The sequence below is a fragment of the Actinomyces sp. W5033 genome (genome assembly GCF_051303165.1).
Map to the genome: position 1 here is coordinate 91,041 of NZ_JBPPGD010000011.1, position 21,661 is coordinate 112,701.

The window sequence follows — 21,661 nt, forward strand, 5'->3', positions numbered from 1 at the left end:
CGGGGCGTGCGGTGCGGGTCAGGCGAACAGCCACATGACAAGGCGGTCGAAGACCAGGTCGAGCACGCCGGTGAACGCCATGATGGCGACGATGAAGACGACGACGACGGTGAAGTAGGTCTGCAGCTCCTTCGAGGTCGGCCAGACGACCTTGCGGAGCTCGTCAACGACCTCGCGCAGGAAGCGGGGGACACTGCCCAGGAGGCTGGTCCTCCTGGCCTTCTTGCCCTTGGCGACGGCGTTACCCTCGCTCATGCGTGTGACTCCTCGGGGGTCGTCGGTCTCGGTCAGCGCCCGGAGCTGCGGGCGAGAGGACGGAGCCGACGGGATCTCCCGACAGATCCGCCGTTCTCAGCAGGGCAGGCGGGACTCGAACCCACAACCGCCGGTTTTGGAGACCGGTGCGCTACCAATTGCGCCACTGCCCTTCAGCGGTGTCTCATCCTGCCACACGTACCGCGGATCGGGAAATCGCCACCGCCGTGGGCTGCACCACGTCCCTCTCCCGAGGTAGCATCAAGTCATCTGACGTCTGACACGCTCCGTCGTGCCGTCTCCTGCCGGCGCCTGCGCCGCCGCAGCGACCCCCAGCCGTCTCAACGAGGAGAGCCCATGCCCACCACCCCCTACGCCGTCCTCGGCGCCTACGCCTCCCTGCCCGCCACCCGTGAGGAGACCGAGCAGTACTACCGCCTCCTGGCCACTGTGCCCGGCGTGCGCGGCCTCGAGCTGCCCTTCCGTGACGACCTCGGGGACCTTGGCTGGCTCGCCTCGCAGCTCGCCCCCGCCTGGGACCACAACGTCATCACCGCCATCCCGGGCACCATGGTCCGGGTGTGGGCCACCGGCACCTTCGGCCTGGCCTCCACCGACGCCCAGGGGCGCGCCGCCGCCCTCGCCTTCACCCGGCAGGTGCGCGACGGCGTCGAGGCGCTGCGCGAGGCCGCCGGCCGTGACGTCGTCGCCGGCGTCGAGATGCACTCCGCACCCTCCGGCGCCCCCGGCACCGCCCACGACGCCCGCGCCTTCGGCGAGTCCCTGGCCGAGCTGGCGGACTGGGACTGGGGCGGCGCCACCCTGCTCGTCGAGCACTGCGACGCCTTCGTCTCCCCCGACCGCGGCGAGAAGCGCATGCTCACCATCGAGGCCGAGCTCGAGGTCGTCACCGCCCTGCACCGTCCCGACGTGCGCATGACGATCAACTGGGGGCGCAGCGCCCTGGAGGGCCACGACGGCGCCCTGGCCCTGGAGCACGTGCGCCTGGCCCGGGCCGCCGGGGTCCTGGAGGGCGTGACCTTCTCCGGCGCCGGCCCGGTGGACACCCGCTACGCCAAGGCCTGGATGGACGGGCACCTGCCGCTCGACATCGACGAGCCGGGCTCGGTCATGAGCGCCGAGGACGTGCGCGACTGCACCCTGGCGGCCCTGTCCCCCGAGGAGTCCTCCGCCCCCGCGGCCCGCTACCTCGGCGTCAAGTGCCAGGTCCCCGCCGAGGCCGGCCTCCACCAGCGCGCCGCGATGCTGCGGCGCATCCTCGACGCCACCGGCGTCGCCCTGTGACCCTCGCCGCCCTCGGGCGGCGGGAAGAGCCCGTCGGGGGGGGCCCCCCACCGTAAGGGCCCCCCCACCGGTGGGGGGGCCCTTACGGTGGGGGGCCCCCCCCGACGGCTGTGCGGGGCCCCTGACGCCGTGTGCGACGGGCCTGCGCAGGCGGGACGTGTCAGGCACGTTGCCACGGCGCGTGCGAGCATAAGCGCCGTGACTACTGCACCTAGGTCCCGTGTCTCCGCACGCCTGTCCGCCATTGCCCCCTCCGCGACGCTGGTCGTTGACGCCAAGGCCAAGGCCCTCAAGGCCGCCGGCCACCCCGTCATCGGTTTCGGCGCCGGCGAGCCCGACTTCGCCACACCCGGCTACATCGTCGATGCCGCCGTCGCCGCCGCGAAGGACCCGGCCAACCACAAGTACACCCCTGCCAAGGGCATGCCCGCCCTGCGCGAGGCCGTCGCCGCCAAGACGCTGCGCGACTCCGGCTACGAGGTCAGCCCCGACGACGTCGTCATCACCAACGGCGGCAAGCAGGCCGTCTACGAGGCCTTCGCCGCCATCGTGGACCCGGGTGACGAGGTCATCCTGCCCGCTCCCTACTGGGTCACCTACCCCGAGTGCATCCGGCTCGCCGGCGGCAGCCCCGTCGAGGTCTTCGCCGGGGCCGATCAGGGCTACAAGGTCACCGTCGCCCAGCTCGAGGCCGCCCGCACCGAGCGCACCAAGGCCCTGCTCGTGTGCTCGCCCTCCAACCCGACCGGTGCCGTCTACACGCCCGAGGAGCTCACCGCCATCGGCCACTGGGCCCTTGAGCACGGCATCTGGGTCGTCACCGACGAGATCTACGAGCACCTGCTCTACGACGGCGCCGAGAGCGCCCACATCGTCGCCCTCGTCCCCGAGCTGGCGGACCAGGCCATCGTCCTCAACGGAGTCGCCAAGACCTACGCGATGACCGGCTGGCGCGTGGGCTGGATGATCAGCCCCTCGGACGTCACCAAGGCCGCCACCAACCTCCAGTCGCACCTGAGCTCGAACGTCGCCAACGTGTCCCAGGTCGCCGCCCTGGCCGCCCTCAACGGTGACCTGTCAGCGGTTCACGAGATGCGCGAGGCCTTCGACCGGCGCCGTCTGCTCATGGTGGACATGCTGCGCGCCATCGACGGGCTCGTCGTGCCTGTGCCGCAGGGAGCCTTCTACGCCTACCCGAGCGTCGAGGGCCTGCTGGGCCGGAGCCTGCGCGGCACGGTCATCGACTCGTCCATGACGCTGGCAAACCTCGCCCTCGAGCACGCCGAGGTCGCCGTGGTCCCCGGCGAGGCCTTCGGCCGCTCCGGCTACCTGCGCCTGTCCTACGCCACGAGCGACGCCGCGATCACCGAGGGCGTCGGCCGTCTCCAGCAGCTGCTCGCCGAGGCCCGCTGACGCGTCGCGCCCGCTGGAGCCGGCGGCTGCCGGCGGCAGCCCGGCCTCTGCCGGCGGCCCGCGGGTCCCACCGTCCGCCGGCCCCAGCGGGCCTCGGGGCTCAGCGGGCCCCGCGACGCGCGTGGAGCTCGCGCGCCTGGGCGAGCCACAGCTCCGCCCTCGCCAGGCGCCCCTCCGCGTCCGGGCGCCAGGGCCCGCCGTCGTCACGGCGCGCACCGGCCACGAGCGAGAGCACGACGCCCGCGCAGCGTGCGTGCAGCGCGACGGGGTCCGTCTGGGCCTCAGCCAACCGGGTCCAGGTCTCCAGGGCCGGCCGCAGGTGCGGGTAGGAGGCCGGGGCGAGGTGGTCGAGGATGCTCACGTGCCCGAGCAGGCAGGCCAGGTCGTCCACCCGGTGGCCGGGGCCCAGGGAGTCCACGTCGAGCAGCGAGGCGACGCTCTCGCCGTCCATGAGGACGTTGGCCTCGTAGAAGTCGCCGTGCACCGGCACGACGGGGCCGGGGTCGCTCACGGCCATGAGCTGCTCGACCCCCTCGGCGACGGCCCGGGCGCGGGCAGCGTGCTCGGGCAGGACGGTGGCGGCGGCGTGGGCGTAGTGCCGTGCGCGCTCGGACCAGGCCGGGTGACGTTCCAGGGTCAGGGCGGCGCGCGGCAGGGAGTCGAGCAGGGCCGTGAGCGCACCGAGCACCCGCTGGGACTGGGCGGCGCCCATCCCGCGTGAGAGCAGACCTGACAGGGCCACACCCTGCCCGGCCGACAGCAGGACGAGGCCGTCGGGGTCGGCGCGCAGGACCTCGGGTGCCGGCACCCCTGCGGCGCGCAGCATGTGGTGGCGCAGGGCGAAGGAGCCGCAGACAGCGGGTCTGAGGACCTTGGCGTAGGAGGTGGACCCGTCACGGTGGGTCACGCGCACGACGGCACGGCGGGTGGGGCGGTAGGCGACCATCGCCGTCCTCACCGGTGAGCCGAGGCGGTGTGACAGGAGCGAGGGGGTGCAGGCCACCGCCAGGGCCGGCAGCTCGGGGTCGGCGGGGTGGCGCCACACGTGCACGGGCGGGCCGTCGCCGGCCGTGGGGGCGACGCGGTTGACGCCAGGGGCGTGCGGGTTGCTCAGGCGGGCCGTCGTCGCGCACAGGTACTCGGTGCTCTGGCTGCCGTCAGGCCGGCCGACGACGGCGGTGTAGCCTACGCTCACGCCCGCGCCGGGGCGGTGGTGGACGGAGTGGACCTCCCAGGAGAGCAGCCGCTCGTGCGCAGGGGCCAGGGCTGCTGCGAGCACGGAGGCAGCGCGGGGACCGGTGAGGAGGGCGAGCTCCTCCGGCTCCTGGCGGACGTTGCTCATGGGCACAGTCTGCCTCACGCACCGGCGCAGCGGGACAGCCCGCGGGGCGCGCGCAGGCCGAGGGCCGCCGCACCCCGGCAGGACGCGCGCACGTGGGACAATCCGCCCATGCGTGACCTCGCCACCCTGCCGAAGGCGCACCTGCACCTGCACTTCACTGGGTCCATGCGCCTGGACACGCTGGTGGATCTCGCCCAGGCCTCGCGCACGCGCCTGCCCTCCTCCTTCATCGACGGCGACCCCCTGCGCGTCCCGGCCGACCACCGGGGGTGGTTCCGCTTCCAGCGGGCCTACGACACCGCCCGCCACCTGGTCACCAGTGAGGAGGTCATGCGCCGCATCGTCCTCGAGGCCGCCCTGGACGACGCCGCCGAGGGGTCCCGGCGCCTGGAGATCCAGGTGGACCCGACCTCTTACGCCCCCTTCGTGGGCGGCATCACCCCGGCGCTCGAGATCATCCTCGACGCGGCGCGCCAGGCCACCGTCCTCACCGGGGTGGAGGTCGCCGTCGTCGTCGCCGCCTCTCGCATCCGCCACCCGCTGGACGCCCGTACCCTGGCCCGGCTGGCGGTGCGCTACGCGGGCGACGAGCCGGGCAGCGTCGTCGGCTTTGGCCTGTCCAACGACGAGAGGGCCGGGGACACGGCCTCCTGGGGGCCGGCCTTCCGCATCGCGCGCCGGGCGGGGCTGGCCTCCCTGCCGCACGGCGGCGAGCTGCTGGGGCCTGAGCACGTGCGCGACGTCGTCAACGCGCTCGGCCCGACCCGCCTGGGGCACGGCGTGCGCACGAGCGAGGACCCGGCCCTGCTCGACGCCGTGGTGGCCGCCGGCATCAGCCTGGAGGTGTGCCCGGCCTCGAACGTGAGCCTGGGGGTGTACCGCGAGAGCGGGGACGTGCCGCTGGGCACGCTGCTGGCGCACGGCGCGCAGGTCGCGCTGGGTGCCGACGACCCGTTGCTGTTCCGCTCACGCCTGACGGCGCAGTACGAGATCGCCCGGTCCCTGGGCCTGGACGACGCCGCCCTGGCGGAGCTCGCGCGGGGCTCGGTGCGCGCCAGCCTCGCCTCAGCAGCCTCAAAGGCCCGGTGGCTGGCCGAGGTCGATGCCTGGCTCAAGACCCCGGACCCGGCGACCGGCCCAGCAGCCTGAGCGGCGGCGCCCGCTCACCGGCGTCGGCTGCTCACCAGCCGGGCCCGCTCACCAGCCGACGTGGACCGGCTCGGGCACGAGCGTGACACCGAAGGCCTCCTCGACCCCAGCGACGACCTCGTCGCGCAGGGCCGCGAGGTCGGCGGCCGTGGCCGAGCCCCTGTTGGTCAGGGCCAGCACGTGCTTGGTGGACAGCGAGGCCGGTGGCCTGCGGCCACCCGCCGCGAGCGCGTATCCCTTGGGGAAGCCGGCGTGGTCGATGAGCCAGGCGGCCGAGGTCTTGACCAGGCCCTCGACGACGGGCGCCTGGCGGGTGGCGACCTTGTGCGCGTGGTGAGTCACCGGGTACCGCGGCGCGTCCTCGGGCAGGGCCGACGCCTGCTCAGTGGTGAGGACCGGGTTGGTGAAGAAGGAGCCGGCGGACCAGGTGTCATGGTCGGCGGGGTCGAGCACCATGCCCTTGGAGGCACGCAGCGCGAGGACAGCCTCGCGCACCGCCCTGGCACTGACCCGGTCCCCGGTGCCCACCCCCAGGGCCGCGGCCAGCTGGGCGTAAGCGATGGGGGCTGACAGGCAGGCCTGGCGCACGTGGAACGTGACGGACAGGACCACCCAGCGGCCGGTCGGGCCCCAGGTGCGTCCTCCACCGACCGTGGCGTCGGTGAGCGAGCGCTTGAGGGCGGAGTCGCGGTAGGCCAGGTGCAGGTCGGCCAGCGCCAGGTGGACGCGGCGTCGGCGCAGGCGGTCCCAGGCCTGCACGGAGCCCAGCAGCTCGGCGACCTCCGTGCCGTAGGCGCCGACGTTCTGCACGGGCACGGCCCCGACGGTGCCGGGAATGCCGGACAGGGGCGCGAAGCCGGCCCAGTCGGAGGCCACGGCCTGGCGCACGAGGTCGTCCCAGGTCGTGCCTGCGGTGGCGGTGACCTCGACGCCGCCGCAGGCACAGTCCGACACGAGGGTGACCTCCTGGCGGGCGTCGCGCAGGACAAGACCGTCGAAGCCGGCGTCGGAGGCGAGGATGTTGGAGCCCCCGCCGACGACGAGCAGCGGGGTGCCCGCGTCGTCGGCCTCGCGCACGGCCTCGATGAGCTCGTCCTCGGTGGTGGTCTGCTCGTAGGAGCCGATGGGGCCGCCCACGCGCAGGGTGGTGAGCTCGGCCAAGGTCGTCGGGGCCGGGCCGTCGAGGGGGCGGGCGAGGGCGCTGACCGCCCCGGGCCAGGGCGAGGGCCCTGCCGACAGGGGCCGCAGGCAGGCCTCGTCCCCCTGCCGGGCGGTGTCCGGGGCCGTGGAGGTCCTCGGCGAGGGGACGTCGTGGTCGCTCATGTCTGCTCCGCTCGGTTCTGGGCTGCGGGGCCAGGATAGGGGGCGGGCGGGGGGGCTCACGCCGGCTCACCGCGGGGGAGGTACGCGTGTGCCCGGGGCGCACGGCCCCGGGCACATCCCGTCACTTCTTGTTGCGACGCTGGTGACGCGTCTTGCGCAGGAGCTTGCGGTGCTTCTTCTTGGACATGCGCTTGCGGCGCTTCTTGATGACAGATCCCATGGGGACTCCTCATAGTCGTGCGTGCCGGGCGCTCGCGGTGCCGGCGGTTGAGCCGGCACACCGACGCGGGCGCCGGGCGAGCAGGAGGTGGTCGGACGGAGACGGTCCGCCGCGCCCACACAGGTGACCGGGCGATTCTAACGGGTATCAGGAGCCCGTAGACTCCGTCTCCTCGTGGCCCCAGTCACCCAGACCGGCGGCGAGGTACTGCTCGACGGCACGCTCGGGAACACGGAAGGAGCGGCCGACCTGCATCGCAGGCAGCTCCCCGGCGTGGACCATGCGGTACACAGTCATCTTCGACACCCGCAGCATGTCGGCGACCTCGGCCACGGTGAGGAACGAGGGGGCGCCCGAAGCGCCGGAGGGGGTGCGCAGACCCGGTGCCATGCGTGTGGTCCCGTCTGAGGAGTACGGACAGTGGGAGGCGTCGGCTGGACACCGGAGCCTGGTCAGGCCCCAGGCTCGCCCCCGGCCGACCGCGTCACTATATCCCGAGTCCCAGCAGACGCACAGGCAGTCGGGGGCCTCATGAGCCCCAGCACCCACACCACGCGCCCCACCCGGCCCACCGCCGTCACAGGCCCCAGCGGGGCGTGCGCCCCGCCGTCGGCCCGTTAAGGGAACAATGGCACCGTGCCCAAGCCCTCCCGCGCACACTCGCCCCACCCCGAGCACCGCGCCCACACCACCCCGCGCCCGCTCCCCCTGCGCCCGGGCGCCCCGGAGGACACCGGCCACAGCGATCTGCTGCGCCGCCTGCTCGAGCGCACGGGGCTGCGATCACGGGTCGAGCGCGCCGCCCGCTTCGCCCCCGCCCGTCTCGCCGTCGCCGTCTTCACGGGCATCATCGCCGTCGTCACCGCACTGCTGTACCTGCCCGTGGCCACCCCGGACGGCCACCCCACCATCCGCTTCGTCGATGCCCTGTTCACCGCGACCAGCGCCGTGTGCGTCACCGGCCTGACCACCGTGGACACCGCCACCGCATGGTCCCCCTTCGGGCAGGCCGTCATCATCGCCGGCGCCTTCGTCGGGGGACTTGGCATCATGACGCTCGCCTCCCTGCTGTCCTTCGCCGTCTCGCGGCACGTGGGCCTGACTCAGCGGATCCTGGCCGCCAGCGAGAACCAGTCACGGTTGGGCGACGTCGCCTCCCTGCTGCGGGCGGTCATCTACACGGCGGTCGGCGTCGAGGCAGCCCTCGCGCTCGTCCTCTTCCCGCGGTTCCTCAGCCTCGGCCAGGACCTGCCCCACGCCCTGTGGTACGCGGTGTTCATGTCGCTGTCGATCTTCAACAACGCCGGCTTCGTCATCATGCCCGAGGGGCTGGCGCCCTACGCGAGCGACTGGTGGATGTGCCTGCCGATCGTCGTCGGCACGGCCGTGGGCGCCATCGGCTTCCCCGTCATCCTCGACGTCACCCGCCACCGCACGCGCCCGCGCCAGTGGACCCTGCACACCAAGCTGACGCTGACGACCTACACGGCCCTCGCCCTCGTGTCCTCCCTGCTCATCGGGCTCTTCGAGTGGCGCAACTCGGTGACCCTGGGCGGGCTGCCGACGCACGGGCGGGTCCTCACCGCGCTGGTGTCGGGCGTCAACGCGCGCTCCTCGGGGCTGGCGACCGTCGACACCTCCTCCATGCACGAGACGACCTGGTTCCTCCAGGACCTGCTCATGTTCATCGGCGGCGGCTCGGCCTCCACGGCCGGGGGCATCAAGGTCTCGACCTTCGCCGTCCTCGTGCTGGCGATCATGGCCGAGGCGCGCGGTGACGAGGACATCGAGGCCTTCGGCCGACGCATCACCCTGTCCACCGTGCGCCTGAGCGTCGCCGTCGTCTTCATCGGGGCCACCGCGGTGGGCGTGTCGACCCTCCTGCTGCTGCACATCACGAACCTGCCCCTGGACACGATCCTCTACGAGACGGTCTCCGCCTTCGCGACCGTGGGGCTGAGCACGGGCATCACCTCGATACTGCCGGACTCGGGCAAGTACACGATCATCGTCCTCATGTTCGTCGGGCGCGTGGGCACGATGACCCTGGCCTCCGCGCTGGCCCTGCGCGAGCGGCGCCGGGTCATCCGCATGCCCGCCGAGCGCCCGCTCATCGGCTGAGGCCCCAGCCCGCCCCCTCTGAGCGACCGGGCGGGCGGACGGTTACCCTGTCGCCAGCACGTGCGAGCCCAGCGGGCCCGCGACCTCGTCCTCAGGAGCGCTTATGGCCGCCGTCGACCGCACCGACTCGACCCTCGTCATCGGGCTGGGCCGTTTCGGCTCCGCCGTCGCCGCGACCCTCGACCGCCTGGGCCGTGAGGTCCTCGCCGTCGAGAAGGACCCGGTGCTGGTGCGCCAGTGGACCGGCCGGGTCCCGCTGGTGGAGGCCGACGCCACCGACATGGAGGCCCTCGAGCAGCTGGGGGCCACAGAGTTCGGCACCGCGGTGGTGGGTGTGGCCTCCTCCCTGGAGGCCTCCGTCCTCATCGCCGGCAACCTCGTGGACCTGCAGACCCCGCAGATCTGGGCCAAGGCCATCTCCCGCGCCCACGGGCGCATCCTGCGCCGCATCGGCGCCCACCACGTCGTCTACCCGGAGTTCGACGCCGGCCAGCGTGCCGCGCACCTGGTGTCGGGCCGCATGCTCGACTACATCGAGATGGAGAAGGGCGGCTTCACCATCGTCAAGATGCGACCGCCGTCGGAGCTGCACGGCTTCACCATCGGTGAGGCCCGTATCCGCTCGCGCTACGGCGTCACCGTCTTCGGCCTCATGAGCCCGGGCGAGCCCTTCGAGTACGCCTCACCGGAGACCCTCGTGTCCCCCGAGGACGTGCTCGTCGTCGGCGGCGACGCCACGCTGCTGGAGCGCTTCGCCAACCGGGCCTGACAGCGCGCCGCCCGCGTCCGGCGCGGCAGACGGCACGCGCGGACGCAGGCGGTCGACGGTGGCGGCCGGTGCGGGAGGTCGCCCTCCCGCACCGGAGGCTCAGAGCACGCCCTTGAAGGAGAAGCGGTTCACGAGCCGGCCGGTGGGCAGCTCGTGCTGCTCCTTGGGGCGTGCGCCCCAGGAGTCGTCGCCGGCGACCCCGCGGCGCATGAGCGCGGGGCGGATGACGGTGCGACCCGTCACCGGCAGCTCGAACTCGTGCCGGGCGTTCTCCACCTCGAAGGGCGTCCACGGCAGGGCGCTGAGCTCGATCTCGCCGCCCGCCGGGGCGCTGACGAGCAGGCCTCGTCCCGTGCGGTCCGTCACGCGCGCCCAGCGCACACCCGTGTGGCTGCCGGACTCCTGCGGGTTGAGGTAGCCGGCCATCTGCTGGTCGACCTCGCTGGAGTACACGCCCAGGCGCCCGCCGCCGCGGCGGTCGACGTAGGTCTCCTCGGGGCCCTCCCCGTAGAAGGTGAGGCGGTTGACGCACCCCGGCACCTGGATCATCACCGACAGCTCGGGCAGCGAGGGCACCTCACCGGCCGGGTCGAGGACCTGGGTGACCTCCACCGTGCCGTCACCCAGCACGCGGTAGTCCATGCGGCAGCGGGTGCCCGGTAGGCCCGCCAGGGCGTAGGTGAAGGACACCGTGACGCTGCCGTCGTCGTGCTCGACGACCGTGGCGGGCCAGTCGTGGTCCTCGACCAGACGCGGGTAGCGCGAGGCCAGCTGCCAGGCGCCCTCCTCGTAGGGGCCGCCGTAACCGCGCTCGTTGGCGGTCGGGGCGTGCCAGAAGCAGGGCAGCACGGGCGCGCTCAACAGCTCGGCGCCGCCGTCCCGGGTGCGGCCGTAGCGGTAGGAGGTCAGCGCACCGGTGAGCCCGGAGAACATGACCTGGAAGGACTCTCCGTGCACCCCGATGTTGTAGCCGCCGCGCACGACGACGGGGCGGGCGGCCGGGTCCCCGGCCACGGCGAAGGCCGTCGGCTCGTCGGCAGGGGCCTCGACGACGACGACGCCCTGGTCCCAGGCGACCTCCTCGCCGGCCCCCGCCCAGGCGGTGGCCTCACGCAGACGGAAGGAGACCGTCACGACGTACTCCCCCGCGCTGGCGCCGGTGCCGTCGGGCAGCGCCAGCGGCAGCGGGTAGGTGGCGCTCTCACCCGGGGCCACGTCGGTCTCCAGGTTCTGCGCGGCCACGAGCACGCCCTCGCGCTCAAGGGTGACGACGCAGTCGTAGGCGCTGGAGCGCGTGAACAGGAAACGGTTGGTGACCGTGACGGCCTCGGCGGTGACCTCGGTGCGCAGGCCCTGGAAGAGGTGGCGCACCTCCTGGATCTTGGGGGACTCGGTGTGGTCGGCGTAGAAGATGCCGTTGCCGCAGAAGTCGCCGTCGTGCGGGGACTCGCCGTTGTCGCCGCCGTAGCCCCAGTACTCGGTGCCGTCGGGGGCGGTGAGGCGGATGGCCTGGTCGGCGAAGTCCCAGATGAAGCCGCCCTGGAAGAGGGGCTCGCGCTCGGTCAGGTCCATGTACAGGTCCACGGCGCCGAAGGAGTTGCCCATGGCGTGCGCGTACTCGCACAGGATGAAGGGCTTGTCGCGCCTCTCGGCGAGCTGGGCCTCAACCGTGGCGGCCGGGGTGTACATCTGGGAGGCGACATCGGAGGTGTCGGGGCGGCGGTTGTCCCAGAACAGGCCCTCGTAGTGGACGGGGCGTGAGTCCTTCGAGCGCAGCAGGTCGGCCATGTCGGCGATGTTGTCGCCGCCGTAGGACTCGTTGCCGCAGGACCACATGATGACCGAGGGGTGGTTCTTGTCCCGCTCGTACATGTCGAGGGCACGGTCGAGGACGGCGTCGTGCCACTCGGGGTGGTTGCCGGGCAGGGCCGGCGTCGCGTCCTGGCCGAGGCGGCGGAGGACGTCCCAGGTGCCGTGCGTCTCCAGGTTGGCCTCGTCGATGACGTAGAAGCCGTACTCGTCCGCCAGCTCGTACAGGTAGCTGTTGTTGGGGTAGTGGCTCGTGCGGATGGCGTTGACGTTGGCCCGGCGCAGGGCGATGAGGTCGAGCTCGGTGCGCTCGCGGCTCACGACACGGCCCCGCTCGCCGAACTCGTGCCGGTTGACGCCCTTGAAGACGATGCGCTGCCCGTTGATCCTGAGCACGCCGTCCTCGATGCCGAAACGGCGGATGCCCACGCGCTGGGGGACGATCTCGGTGAGGGCGCCGTCGGCGTCGCGCACCTCGATGCACAGGTCGTAGAGGTAGGGGTCCTCCCCGCTCCACAGGTGGGGGTCGGTGACGGTGACACGGGCGACGCCGTCGTCGCCTGCGGTGAGCGGGCCGACGCCGTCGAGGACGGCGTGCACGCTGCCGGGCCCCTCAAGGGTGGTGCGCAGGCTCACCTCGGCGGTGCGCAGGTCCTCGCTCAGGCTCACGCCCACGCGCAGGTCCGCCAGGTGGGTGGCGGGCAGGCGGCGCAGGTAGACCGAGCGGAACAGGCCGGAGAAGCGGAAGAAGTCCTGGTCCTCCAGCCAGGAGCCGGAGCACCACTTGTACACCCGCAGCGCCAGGCGGTTGGTGCCGGCGCACACGTGGGCGGTGAGGTCGAACTCGCTGGGGGTGAAGGAGCCCTCGGCGTAGCCGACGTAGGTGCCGTTGACCCACACGACGACGGCGGACTCCGCGCCCTCCAGCCGCAGCACGAGCCTGTCACCAGCAGGCAGCTGCTGCGGCAGGGTGAAGGTGCGCACGTAGGAGGCGGTGGGGTTGTAGGAGGTGGGGACCTGGCCGGGCTCGAGCCGCTCGTGCCCGTCCCAGGGGTACTGGATGTTGGCGTACTGGGGCTTGTCGTAGCCGTGGAGCTGCAGGTGGGCAGGCACGGGCACGTCGTCCCACTCACTGACGTCGTAGGCGGGGTCCTCGAAGCCCTCGACGGCGAGAGCGGGGTTCTTGGCGTAGTGGAGCTTCCACACGCCGTCGAGGCACACCTGGAAGGAGGAGCGCCCGCTGGCAGCCTCTGCCGCGCTCGCGTACCACAGGTGGTCGGAGTGCGCCGGGAGTCGGTTGTCGGCGAAGAAGGTCGGATCCGCGAGGCGGCTGAGGTCGGGGCTCACGTGGTTCACGCGCCTGATCCTATGGTCGCGTCGGAGGACCGCTGCTCGAGCGAGGCCGCACCGCGGGCAGCCGGGCGCCCCGTCGCCAGAGGCAGGTGCCCGGCTGCCCCCCGAGCCCCTCCGGCGTGGCAGCCGGGCGGGCACGCCGGAGAGGCTCGAGGCTGGGATCAGGCGGCGGCTCCGGCCCGCTTCTTGTTGATGAGGTCGAAGGCGACCGCACCGAGAACGACGAGACCCTTGATGGCCTGCTGGTAGTCGATGCCCACACCCATGAGGGACATGCCGTTGTTCATCACCGCCATGACCAGACCGCCGATCATCGCTCCAATCACCGTGCCCACACCACCGGTGACGGCTGCACCGCCGATGAAGCAGGCCGCGATGGCGTCGAGCTCGAAGCCGCTGCCGGCCTTCGGACCCGCGACGTTGAGACGCGAGGTGAAGATGATGCCCGCGACCGAGGCCAGCAGGGAGCAGTTGACGAACACGAGGAAGCGCACCCGCCTGACCTTGACACCGGACAGGGCGGCCGCCTCCCTGTTGCCGCCGATGGCGTAGACCTGGCGGCCCCAGACCGTGCGGTTGGAGATGAAGGAGTAGAGCACGATGAGCACACCCAGGATGAGCAGCACGAAGGGCGTGCCCTTGTAGGTGGCCAGCAGCCAGGCGAAGGCCATGCCGGCGCCGCAGACGCCGACGACCTTGACGACCCACAGACCCACCGGCACGACCGCCACCTCGTTGGCGATGGAGCGCCTGCGCGCGCGCAGGTCGCGCAGCACGAACAGGACGAGCAGGGCGCCGGCGAGAACGAGCGTGAACAGGTCGTAGCCGTACCCACCCAGCAGCCCGTTGAGGAAGCCCGAGGAGATGGAGCGGAAGCCGTCCGGGAAGGGGGAGATCTGCAGGTTGTTGAGGACGATCATCGTCAGTCCACGGAAGATGAGCATGCCCGCCAGGGTGACGATGAAGGCTGGGATGCCGATGAAGGCGATCCAGAAGCCGTGCCAGACACCCACGAGGATGCCGACCGCGAGGCCGGCGGCGACGCCCACCGGCCAGGGCAGGCCCCAGTTGACCGTGATGACACCCACGACCGCACCCGTCAGGGCGACGACGGAGCCGACCGACAGGTCGATGTCCGCCATGAGGATGGCGAAGAGCATGCCGATCGCCATGACGAGGATGTAGGCGTTCTGCGTGATGATGTTGGAGACGTTCTGGGGGGACAGTGACTGTCCTCCGGTCAGCACCGCGAACAGGGCGATGATGGCGACGAGGGCGACGGCAAGCCCTCCGGAGCGCAGGTTGGCGCTGAGCCTGCTGCGCAGCGACGTGGACGAGGTGGACATCAGCTTTCCTTCTCCTGGGTCATGTAGCGCATGAGGACCTCCTGGTCCGCCTCCTCGCGGGGCACGTCTGCGGTGACGCGGCCGGCTGAGAGGGTGTAGATGCGGTCGCAGATGCCGAGCAGCTCGGGCAGCTCCGATGAGATGACGAGCACGGCCTTTCCGGCGTCGGCGAGCTGGTTGATGATGGTGTAGATCTCGTACTTGGCGCCGACGTCGATGCCTCGGGTCGGCTCGTCGAGGATGAGGACGTCGGGCTGGGTGGTCACCCACTTGCCGAGGACGACCTTCTGCTGGTTGCCGCCGGACAGGCCGCCCACGCGCGACTCGATCGAGGGGGCCTTGACCTTCATGTCGCGGCAGGCCTCGGCGCTGGCCTGCCGTTCCCGGTGCAGGTCCAGCACCCCGCGGCGCGAGAAGCGCCCCGGCGAGGCGGCGACGACGTTGTGGTTGACCGTCCCGATGAGGTTGAGGCCGTAGCGCTTGCGGTCCTCCGAGACGTAGGCGAGGCCGTGCTCGATGGCGGCGGCCACCGTCGGCACGGAGATCTCCTTGCCGTCCTTGAGGATCCGCCCGGTGATGTCGCGCCCGTAGGAACGGCCGAAGACGCTCATGGCGAACTCGGTGCGCCCGGCGCCCATGAGGCCGGCCAGCCCCACGACCTCCCCGTGACGCAGGGTGATGCTGGCGTTGTCCACGACCTTGCGGCTGGCGTCGTTGGGGTGGTGGACGGTCCAGCCTTCGATGCGCAGGGCCTCGTCGCCGACCGTCGAGACGTGGTCCGGGTAGCGGTTGTCGAGGCTGCGGCCCACCATGTGGCGGATGATCTCCGCCTCCTCGACGCCGCCCGGGCGGTGCATGTCAAGGGTGGTGATGGTGTGGCCGTCACGGATGATGGTGGTGGAGTCGGCGATCTCGCGGATCTCGTTGAGCTTGTGGGAGATCACGATGCAGGTGATCCCCCGTTCCCGCAGCTGGCGCATGAGGTTGAGCAGGTGTGCGGAGTCCTCGTCGTTGAGCGCCGCGGTGGGCTCGTCGAGGATGAGGAGCTTGGCGTCCTTGACGAGCGCCTTGGCGATCTCCACCAGCTGTTGCTTGCCGACTCCGATGTCGCGGATACGGGTCTCGGGATCCTCGTCGAGGCCGACCTAGCGCATCATCTTCTGGGCGCGCGACTTGGTCTCGTGCCAGTCGATGACACCCCGCCTGGCGCACTCGTTGCCCAGGAAGATGTTCTCGGCGATCGACAGGTAGGGGCTCAGGGCGAGCTCCTGGTGGATGATCGCGATGCCTTTGGCCTCCGAGCTCTTGATGTCCGAGAAGGTGCACTCCTCGCCGTCGAAGAAGATCTGGCCCTCGTAGGTGCCGTGCGGGTGCACACCGGAGAGCACCTTCATGAGGGTGGACTTGCCGGCACCGTTCTCGCCGCAGATGGCGTGGATCTCCCCGCGCGCCACCGAGAAGTTGACGTCGTCAAGGGCGAGGACGCCGGGGAAGCGCTTGGTGATCCCTCGCATCTCAAGGATGGTGTCTGTCTCCATCGTCTCTCCTGTCATGTGCACGGGCTGGCCCCGCAACCGGGGCCAACCCGTGCACTGCTCACTTGAGCTCGTCAGCGGTGTAGTAGCCGGAGTCGACGAGGACGGAGGTGACGTTGTCCTTGGTGACGATCTCCGCGGACAGCAGGAAGGAGGGGACGACCTTCACGCCGTTGTCGTAGGTCTTGGTGTCGTTGACCTCGGGCTCCTCGCCCTTGAGGATCGCGACGGCCATCTGGACGGCGGCGTCGGCGAGCTTACGGGTGTCCTTGAAGATCGTGGAGTACTGCTCGTCGCGCAGGATGGAGATGACCGAGGGCTTCTCGGCGTCCTGGCCCGTGACGACCGGGTAGGGCAGCGAGCCCGTGCCGTAGCCGGCGCCCTTGAGCGCACCGAGGATGCCGATGGAGATGCCGTCGTAGGGGCTCAGGACGCCGTCCACGCGCGAGCCGTCGGTGTAGGTCGAGGTGATGAGGTTGTCCATGCGCGTCTGGGCGGTGGCGCCGTCCCAGCGCAGGATGGCGACGGTGCCGAAGTCGGTCTGGCCGGACTTGACGTTCAGGACGCCCTTGTCGATGTAGGGCTGGAGCTTCTCCATGGCGCCCTTGAAGAAGAAGGGGGCGTTGTTGTCGTCCGGGGAGCCGCCGAAGAGCTCGATGTTGAAGGGGCCGGTGACGCCGGTGTCCTTGCCGTCCTTGTCGATGATGCCCATGCCGGTGAGCAGCGAGGTGCCCATCTGGCCGCCGACGACGAAGTTGTCGAAGGAGGTGTAGTAGGAGACGTTCTTGTTGTCGCGGATGAGGCGGTCGTAGGAGATGACCGGGATGCCGGCCTCACCGGCGGCGTCGAGCTGGTTGGACAGGGCGGTGCCGTCGATCGGGGCGATGATGAGCAGGTTGACGCCCTGCGTGATCATGTTGTCGATCTGGTTGGTCTGGGTGGGGATGTCGTCCTCGGCGAACTGGAGGTCCACCTTGTACCCGAGCTCCTCGAGCTGCTTCTTGACGTTCTCACCGTCCTTGATCCAGCGCTCGGAGGACTTGGTCGGCATGGCGACGCCGATCTTGATCTGCGAGGCGTCGAGGTTGGCGGTGTCGTTGGAGCTGGAGCCGCCGGCGCCGGAGCCGCCGCAGGCGGCGAGGGTGGCAGCGCCCGCGAGGGCGAGGGAGCCCGCGAGGACGGAGCGGCGGGTGAGCATGCGGGACATGGGGGATCTCCTCTTCGAGATGGGGCGGAGCCACGTGCACAACTGCGCGCTCGCGCTCCTGAACGGCTGAAGCTTGAGCGCTCACAGACAGGCTGTCAAATCAGCCGGATTCGATTTTTCCTTAATATTCCGCGGATTACCGAGCAGTAGGTAATCGGGGCCGAAAAGGCTGGGGCACCCAGATAGTGAACGTTCACGTCGATATGGGCCGTCCTCCCACCCGGGGCCCTGCTCACACAGAGGAGCGCCGCACCCTGAGCGTCGGTGAGACCGAGTGCCGCGTCCCCGGCTCCCCCGCGAGCGCGCTCAGCAGCACCTCCATGCACAGGCGTCCCAGCTCCTCGAAGGGCTGGGTCACCGTCGTCAGCGCCGGGGCGAAGAACTCCGAGCCCGCCGTGTCGTCATAGCCGACGACGGCCAGGTCCTGCGGCACGCGCACGCCCTGGTCACGGGCCGCCGCCAGCAGGCCCAGCGCCATGAGGTCGTTCGAGCAGAACACGGCGTCCGGGGCCTCGTCCGGTCCCGCCGCCGCGATCTGCAGGCACAGGGCCCTACCCGCCTCATAGCCCGACTCGGCGGTCCAGTCCCCACTCAGGCGGCCCGCCGGGCACAGCCCCGAGTCATCCAGGGCGCTGCGCCAGCCCCGCTCTCGCGCCTGGGCGTCGAACCAGTCGTCCGGGCCTGCCACGTAGGCGATCCGACGGCGGCCGGCACCGATGAGGTGGCGCACCACCATCCGGGCGCCAAGCTCCTGGTCCACCGACACGACGTGGATGCGCCCCTGCGGCTCAAAGCCGTCCGCCACGACGACCATCGGCACGCTCTGCGCCGCCCGTGTCACCGAGGCCGCGATCCCGGTCCTCGGTGCCACCGAGATGATGCCGTCCACGCCCCGGTTGACGAGGAAGGTGAAGGCCTCCGCGATCTCCCCCTCGTCGCTCGTGCGCAGGGAGGTCACGAGGGTCCCGTAGCCCTCCGCCCGGGCCGCCGCCTCGATGGCGCTCGCCGTCGAGGCCGGCCCGAAGAACTCCGAGGAGGCCGTCACCACGCCGATGAGGCGCGACGACGCGGTCACCAGCGCCCGGGCCGCCATGTTGCGGCGGTAGCCCAGCTCCTCAATGGCCTTGAGGACCTTCTCGCGCGTCGCGGGGCGCACCCCCTCCGGGGAGTTCAGGACGCGCGAGACCGTCTGGTGGGACACGCCAGCCAGGCGGGCGACGTCCACCATGCTGGGCCTTCGTCTCTTACCCCCAGTCATCGCGGCCGACCTCCCGGCGCCCGGTGGGCGTCAGGCCTTCTCGGACAGGCGGTAGACGAACTCGTGGGACTCGCCGACGGCGAGGGTGATGAGGTCCTCGCCCGTGTTGAAGGCGTTGGGAGGACAGGTCATGGGCTCGACGGCGACGCCCGGCCGTCCCAGCCTGTCGGCCGAGTACAGCTGGCACCAGGGGACGTCGGAGGTGATGACGGCGCTGTGGCCGCCCTCGCCGCCGGTCAGGGTCACTGACCACGGTCCCTCGGGCAGGCCGGTGTAGGCGTTGTCCGTCTGCGTGGCACCCACGAGGCGGCCGGCACGCCAGTCCCAGTCCGTCCCGGCGACCTCGCGGGTGCCGAGGGGCGCCATCGTGTGAGGATCGACGTCGAGCACGAGGGCAGCGGGCACCTCGAGCACGCACTCGTCCAGGGGGACGGAGCGGGTGAGGTAGGGGTGGCAGGACACGCCGTACGGGGCCGGGGCGCTCACGCCGTCGAGCACGGGGGCACCGGTGGTGGCACGGGTGGAGACGGCGGCCCCCACGTTGGTGCTCGTCGTCGTCACCGTCAGTCCGTCGGCGGCGTCGAGGTGGAAGCGCACCGAGATCTCCAGGGCCCACGGGTAGGCGTAGGAGGCGGGCAGGGCCAGCTCGAGGGGCACCTCACTGAGCTCGCCCTCCTGCGGGGTGTCGGAGGCGACGGCGAAGTCAGACCAGCCGACCAGGCCGTGGAGGGCGGAGCCGGTGGCGGGCTCGTTGCAGGGCACCGGGTAGGTCTGCCCGCAGTAGGTGTAGGCGGAGTCCTTGATGCGGTTGGGCCAGGGCACGAGGGCTCGCCCCTGCCAGCCCTCAGGCATGGCGGCCTCGGCGTCGAAGGGGACGACGACGTCGCGGCCCTCGTGGCGCAGGTGGACGAGGGTGGCACCCTGGGTGGCGATGCGCGCCTCGTAGGCTCCGGCTCGCAGGTCGATGAGCTCTCCGTTGATCATGATCGGCCTCTCGGGCGTGTGGGTCGGGTGTGTGGCACAAGGTACACGCGCTGTGCCGGGACGTCCTCGACGAGGAGCCCCGGCACAGCGCGTCAGTAGTGTCTTGCCGACGGCCCGTCCGCTCGGGAACCGCACTGGCGGCCGGGCAACCGGCGGTGGCCGCCGCGAGGCAGGCCGCTCAGACGCCCTGCGTGAGGCGGTAGTACGCCTGGTTCAGGCGCCGCTCCTGGGCGAATCCGCGCGTCGTCGTGCCCTCGTCGATGACGGCGAGCTCCATCTGGGCCATCTCGGCCAGGTCCTGCCAGGTCTCCAGCGTCGTCGCCGTCGACATCACCGTGTGGTGGGCGGCGCCCGAGAGCATCCAGCACTCGGTGGAGGTGTGGAAGTCGGGGGCGGGCTCCCACACGGCGCGGGCGACGGGCAGAGCGGGCAGCGGCGCGTCGGGGCCGACGACCTCGACGACGTTGGCGGTCAGGCGGAAGCGCTCGCGCATGTCGGACATGGCGACGACGATGCCGGGACCCTTGTCGGCGTCGAAGACGAGGCGGACCGGGTCCTCGCGGTCGCCGATGCCCAGCGGGTGGATCTCCAGGCGTGGCCTGGACGTGGTGAGGGAGGGGCAGACCTCGAGCATGTGGGCGCCGAGGATCTTCTCCTTGCCCTCGGTCATCTCGTAGCAGTAGTCCTCCATGAGGGAGGCGCCGCCGGGCAGCCCGTGGCCCATGACCTTGGCGGCGCGCACGAGGATGGCGGTCTTCCAGTCGCCCTCGGCGCCGAAGCCGTAGCCGGCGGCCATGAGGCGCTGGACGGCGAGGCCGGGCAGCTGGCGCAGCCCGCCGAGGTCCTCGAAGTTGGTGGTGAAGGCGGTGGCGTCGTGCTCGACGAGGAAGCGGCGCATGCCGGCCTCGAGGCGGGCGCCGTAGCGCAGGGAGGCGTGCCGCTCGGCGCCGGGCCTCAGCGCGGGCACGACGTCGTAGACGTCGAGGTACTCCTCGACGAGGGCGTCGATCTCCTCATCGCTGACGGCGTCGACGGGAGCCCGAGCCGCAGGCGGCCAGGCCGATGACGGCACCGCTGGCTGCGGCGAGGGCGAGGAAGTCGCGACGCTTCATGGGGTTCTCTCCTTTGAGAATCTGGGGGTACGTCTCACCCGGTCCCGGGAGGGGCCCTGGGTGACCGGTGAGGACGGATGACGACGACGTCGTCGCCCGTCGAGACACAGGGAGTGTGAACGTTCACACGATGCGAGTCAAGCCATATCCGCGCATCAGCACCCACCCTTGCGCCCAACCGCGAGAGCGTCGGCACCAGCGAGCACCGAGCAACAGGGGCCGCTCGATCTGCTCACACAGCACGAGAGTGCCTGCGCACCCGGGCGAGTGGCCAGCCAGACCAGAGCGACACCTTCCGTCACGCCGGGATTCTTGAGGACGGCCGCCTGGGCACGCGGCCCCTGCGCCAGGTGGCCTCCGCGGACGCCTACGTCCCGTCCGGGACGGCGATGTGGAGCAGGATCCGGTCTTCGCCATCCACGACTTGCGCGACGCGGACGTCACCGGCCGGCCAGGGGCGGTGAGGCCACCAGGGCCGCCATCGAGGCGGCTGTGCGCGCCGTCGTGCGGCAACCGAGACGGAGCGGTTGGGGAGCCTTCTGCGCCTCGGACGAGTGGGTCACCCGCCTGCATGAGAGCTCCCGCTGGTCCATGCGCGACACCTCTGCCTCAATCCCCGCCGACTGCCCCCAGCGCAACGAGCACCTGAGCTGGACCGGCAACATCCAAGCCTTCGCACCAACGGCCGCCTTCCACTACAGCACTACAGCCCCACGGGGACGCCGCTCCTGGCTCGTGGACCTCAGCAGCGAGCAGGAGGTCCACACCACCACGTCCTGGCACATGCCCGTCATCCCCAGCAGCATCTGAAGGCCCCCACGCACGGGGCGGTGTGGGGCGAGGCCCGGCCCGTCATGCTCTGGGATCTGCACCAGGTCACCAGGGACCTCAGCCTGCCCGATCAGCAGCACGACTCCGCCTGCCCGTGAGGCAAGCAGGTGACCTCGCCGCCGACTCCGAGCGGCGCCGGGTGGCCGGCGAACGCCTCGCTGAGCTCGTCGAGGCCTGTGCCGTTCACGTCGGCACGAGCCACACCGAGGCCCCACGAGGTCGGGGCTTAGGTGCTGAGACCGGCCGCCGAGGAGACGTTCTCGCGCCCTAACCCCCGACCTCGCGCGGGGTGGGGGCGGGGTGGGGGGGGCGGGGCGCGGGGTGGGGGG

At 71.5% G+C, this 21,661-nt stretch carries 18 protein-coding genes, 1 tRNA gene and 1 pseudogene; 6 read left to right on the forward strand and 14 right to left on the reverse strand.

Features of this window, described 5'->3' with window-relative positions; translation table 11 throughout:
• Window positions 1-18: 18 nt before the first annotated feature.
• Both secE and ACSJJR_RS08790 read right to left on the reverse strand, forming a co-directional pair.
• On the reverse strand, window positions 19-255 hold the full coding sequence (secE, locus tag ACSJJR_RS08785) for a preprotein translocase subunit SecE (RefSeq protein WP_435943050.1): 237 nt from the start codon (window positions 253-255) through the stop codon (window positions 19-21).
• A 100-nt stretch (window positions 256-355) separates the two neighbouring features.
• A tRNA-Trp gene (locus ACSJJR_RS08790) sits at window positions 356-428 on the reverse strand.
• Between the two features lie 184 nt (window positions 429-612).
• On the opposite strand from ACSJJR_RS08790, the gene ACSJJR_RS08795 reads away from it, so the two are divergent.
• Both ACSJJR_RS08795 and ACSJJR_RS08800 read left to right on the forward strand, forming a co-directional pair.
• Window positions 613-1,560: a DUF4862 family protein gene (locus tag ACSJJR_RS08795; RefSeq protein WP_435943051.1), complete on the forward strand. Its 948-nt coding sequence runs from the start codon at window positions 613-615 to the stop codon at window positions 1,558-1,560.
• A gap of 198 nt (window positions 1,561-1,758) precedes the next feature.
• Window positions 1,759-2,973 (forward strand): pyridoxal phosphate-dependent aminotransferase, encoded by a 1,215-nt coding sequence (locus ACSJJR_RS08800; protein WP_435943052.1) that lies wholly within the window; start codon window positions 1,759-1,761, stop codon window positions 2,971-2,973.
• A 100-nt stretch (window positions 2,974-3,073) separates the two neighbouring features.
• Here ACSJJR_RS08800 and ACSJJR_RS08805 read toward each other — a convergent pair whose 3' ends face one another.
• The gene (locus ACSJJR_RS08805) at window positions 3,074-4,315 is read right to left on the reverse strand and encodes a phosphotransferase (protein ID WP_435943053.1); all 1,242 of its coding nucleotides are present in this window, start codon (window positions 4,313-4,315) and stop codon (window positions 3,074-3,076) included.
• A 108-nt stretch (window positions 4,316-4,423) separates the two neighbouring features.
• Here ACSJJR_RS08805 and ACSJJR_RS08810 point away from each other — a divergent pair, with 108 nt between their 5' ends.
• A complete protein-coding gene (locus ACSJJR_RS08810; protein ID WP_435943054.1) occupies window positions 4,424-5,464 on the forward strand; it encodes an adenosine deaminase in 1,041 nt (346 codons plus the stop codon).
• 48 nt (window positions 5,465-5,512) lie between these two features.
• Here the strand turns inward: ACSJJR_RS08810 and ACSJJR_RS08815 are convergent, their stop codons facing one another.
• The 3 genes from ACSJJR_RS08815 to ACSJJR_RS08825 all read right to left on the reverse strand — a co-directional run bounded on the left by ACSJJR_RS08815 (window position 5,513) and on the right by ACSJJR_RS08825 (window position 7,397).
• Window positions 5,513-6,787 carry a UDP-N-acetylmuramate dehydrogenase gene (locus tag ACSJJR_RS08815; RefSeq protein WP_435943055.1) on the reverse strand — a complete coding sequence of 425 codons (1,275 nt, stop codon included), beginning with the start codon at window positions 6,785-6,787 and terminating at the stop codon, window positions 5,513-5,515.
• Between the two features lie 121 nt (window positions 6,788-6,908).
• Complete coding sequence (locus ACSJJR_RS08820; RefSeq protein ID WP_005504750.1) at window positions 6,909-7,007, reverse strand: 30S ribosomal protein bS22; 99 nt, start codon at window positions 7,005-7,007, stop codon at window positions 6,909-6,911.
• 147 nt (window positions 7,008-7,154) lie between these two features.
• Window positions 7,155-7,397 (reverse strand): helix-turn-helix domain-containing protein, encoded by a 243-nt coding sequence (locus ACSJJR_RS08825; RefSeq protein ID WP_435943056.1) that lies wholly within the window; start codon window positions 7,395-7,397, stop codon window positions 7,155-7,157.
• A gap of 246 nt (window positions 7,398-7,643) precedes the next feature.
• Here ACSJJR_RS08825 and ACSJJR_RS08830 point away from each other — a divergent pair, with 246 nt between their 5' ends.
• Both ACSJJR_RS08830 and ACSJJR_RS08835 read left to right on the forward strand, forming a co-directional pair.
• Window positions 7,644-9,128, forward strand: a complete 1,485-nt coding sequence (locus tag ACSJJR_RS08830) for a TrkH family potassium uptake protein (RefSeq protein WP_435943057.1) — start codon at window positions 7,644-7,646, stop codon at window positions 9,126-9,128.
• A 103-nt stretch (window positions 9,129-9,231) separates the two neighbouring features.
• Window positions 9,232-9,897, forward strand: coding sequence for a potassium channel family protein (locus ACSJJR_RS08835; RefSeq protein WP_435943058.1), 666 nt, complete (start codon window positions 9,232-9,234; stop codon window positions 9,895-9,897).
• Between the two features lie 99 nt (window positions 9,898-9,996).
• Here ACSJJR_RS08835 and ACSJJR_RS08840 read toward each other — a convergent pair whose 3' ends face one another.
• The 8 genes and pseudogenes from ACSJJR_RS08840 to ACSJJR_RS08875 form a co-directional block, all read right to left on the reverse strand.
• A complete protein-coding gene (locus ACSJJR_RS08840) occupies window positions 9,997-13,062 on the reverse strand; it encodes a glycoside hydrolase family 2 TIM barrel-domain containing protein (protein ID WP_435943059.1) in 3,066 nt (1,021 codons plus the stop codon).
• A gap of 158 nt (window positions 13,063-13,220) precedes the next feature.
• Complete coding sequence (mmsB, locus tag ACSJJR_RS08845) at window positions 13,221-14,405, reverse strand: multiple monosaccharide ABC transporter permease (RefSeq protein ID WP_435943060.1); 1,185 nt, start codon at window positions 14,403-14,405, stop codon at window positions 13,221-13,223.
• Window positions 14,405-15,385 (reverse strand): ATP-binding cassette domain-containing protein, encoded by a 981-nt coding sequence (locus ACSJJR_RS08850; RefSeq protein WP_435943064.1) that lies wholly within the window; start codon window positions 15,383-15,385, stop codon window positions 14,405-14,407. The genes mmsB and ACSJJR_RS08850 overlap by 1 nt, the downstream gene beginning before the upstream one ends.
• 51 nt (window positions 15,386-15,436) lie before the next feature.
• Window positions 15,437-15,958 (reverse strand): annotated as a pseudogene (locus ACSJJR_RS08855) (ATP-binding cassette domain-containing protein); the annotation flags it as partial.
• A gap of 43 nt (window positions 15,959-16,001) precedes the next feature.
• Window positions 16,002-17,147: a multiple monosaccharide ABC transporter substrate-binding protein gene (gene chvE / locus ACSJJR_RS08860; protein WP_435943061.1), complete on the reverse strand. Its 1,146-nt coding sequence runs from the start codon at window positions 17,145-17,147 to the stop codon at window positions 16,002-16,004.
• A 232-nt stretch (window positions 17,148-17,379) separates the two neighbouring features.
• Window positions 17,380-18,405 (reverse strand): LacI family DNA-binding transcriptional regulator, encoded by a 1,026-nt coding sequence (locus tag ACSJJR_RS08865; protein WP_435943062.1) that lies wholly within the window; start codon window positions 18,403-18,405, stop codon window positions 17,380-17,382.
• A 30-nt stretch (window positions 18,406-18,435) separates the two neighbouring features.
• Entirely contained in the window at window positions 18,436-19,389 is a 954-nt protein-coding gene (locus tag ACSJJR_RS08870; RefSeq protein ID WP_435943063.1) for an aldose 1-epimerase family protein, read from the reverse strand.
• A gap of 178 nt (window positions 19,390-19,567) precedes the next feature.
• A complete protein-coding gene (locus ACSJJR_RS08875; protein WP_435943065.1) occupies window positions 19,568-20,398 on the reverse strand; it encodes an L-arabinose isomerase family protein in 831 nt (276 codons plus the stop codon).
• Window positions 20,399-21,005: 607 nt separating this feature from the next.
• Between ACSJJR_RS08875 and ACSJJR_RS08880 the strand changes: the two genes are divergently transcribed.
• Window positions 21,006-21,311, forward strand: coding sequence for a hypothetical protein (locus tag ACSJJR_RS08880; protein ID WP_435943066.1), 306 nt, complete (start codon window positions 21,006-21,008; stop codon window positions 21,309-21,311).
• The last annotated feature ends 350 nt before the right edge of the window (window positions 21,312-21,661 follow it).

Coding starts and splice junctions, on each gene's coding strand:
- ACSJJR_RS08870 (WP_435943063.1), bottom strand. CDS start 19,389: ATGATCAACGGAGAGCTCATCGACCTGCGAGCCGGAGCCTACGAGGCG.
- ACSJJR_RS08815 (WP_435943055.1), bottom strand. CDS start 6,787: ATGAGCGACCACGACGTCCCCTCGCCGAGGACCTCCACGGCCCCGGAC.
- ACSJJR_RS08825 (WP_435943056.1), bottom strand. CDS start 7,397: ATGGCACCGGGTCTGCGCACCCCCTCCGGCGCTTCGGGCGCCCCCTCG.
- secE (WP_435943050.1), bottom strand. CDS start 255: ATGAGCGAGGGTAACGCCGTCGCCAAGGGCAAGAAGGCCAGGAGGACC.
- ACSJJR_RS08850 (WP_435943064.1), bottom strand. CDS start 15,385: ATGCGCCAGCTGCGGGAACGGGGGATCACCTGCATCGTGATCTCCCAC.
- ACSJJR_RS08865 (WP_435943062.1), bottom strand. CDS start 18,405: ATGACTGGGGGTAAGAGACGAAGGCCCAGCATGGTGGACGTCGCCCGC.
- mmsB (WP_435943060.1), bottom strand. CDS start 14,405: ATGTCCACCTCGTCCACGTCGCTGCGCAGCAGGCTCAGCGCCAACCTG.
- ACSJJR_RS08795 (WP_435943051.1), top strand. CDS start 613: ATGCCCACCACCCCCTACGCCGTCCTCGGCGCCTACGCCTCCCTGCCC.
- ACSJJR_RS08820 (WP_005504750.1), bottom strand. CDS start 7,007: ATGGGATCTGTCATCAAGAAGCGCCGCAAGCGCATGTCCAAGAAGAAG.
- ACSJJR_RS08805 (WP_435943053.1), bottom strand. CDS start 4,315: ATGAGCAACGTCCGCCAGGAGCCGGAGGAGCTCGCCCTCCTCACCGGT.
- ACSJJR_RS08835 (WP_435943058.1), top strand. CDS start 9,232: ATGGCCGCCGTCGACCGCACCGACTCGACCCTCGTCATCGGGCTGGGC.
- ACSJJR_RS08810 (WP_435943054.1), top strand. CDS start 4,424: ATGCGTGACCTCGCCACCCTGCCGAAGGCGCACCTGCACCTGCACTTC.
- chvE (WP_435943061.1), bottom strand. CDS start 17,147: ATGTCCCGCATGCTCACCCGCCGCTCCGTCCTCGCGGGCTCCCTCGCC.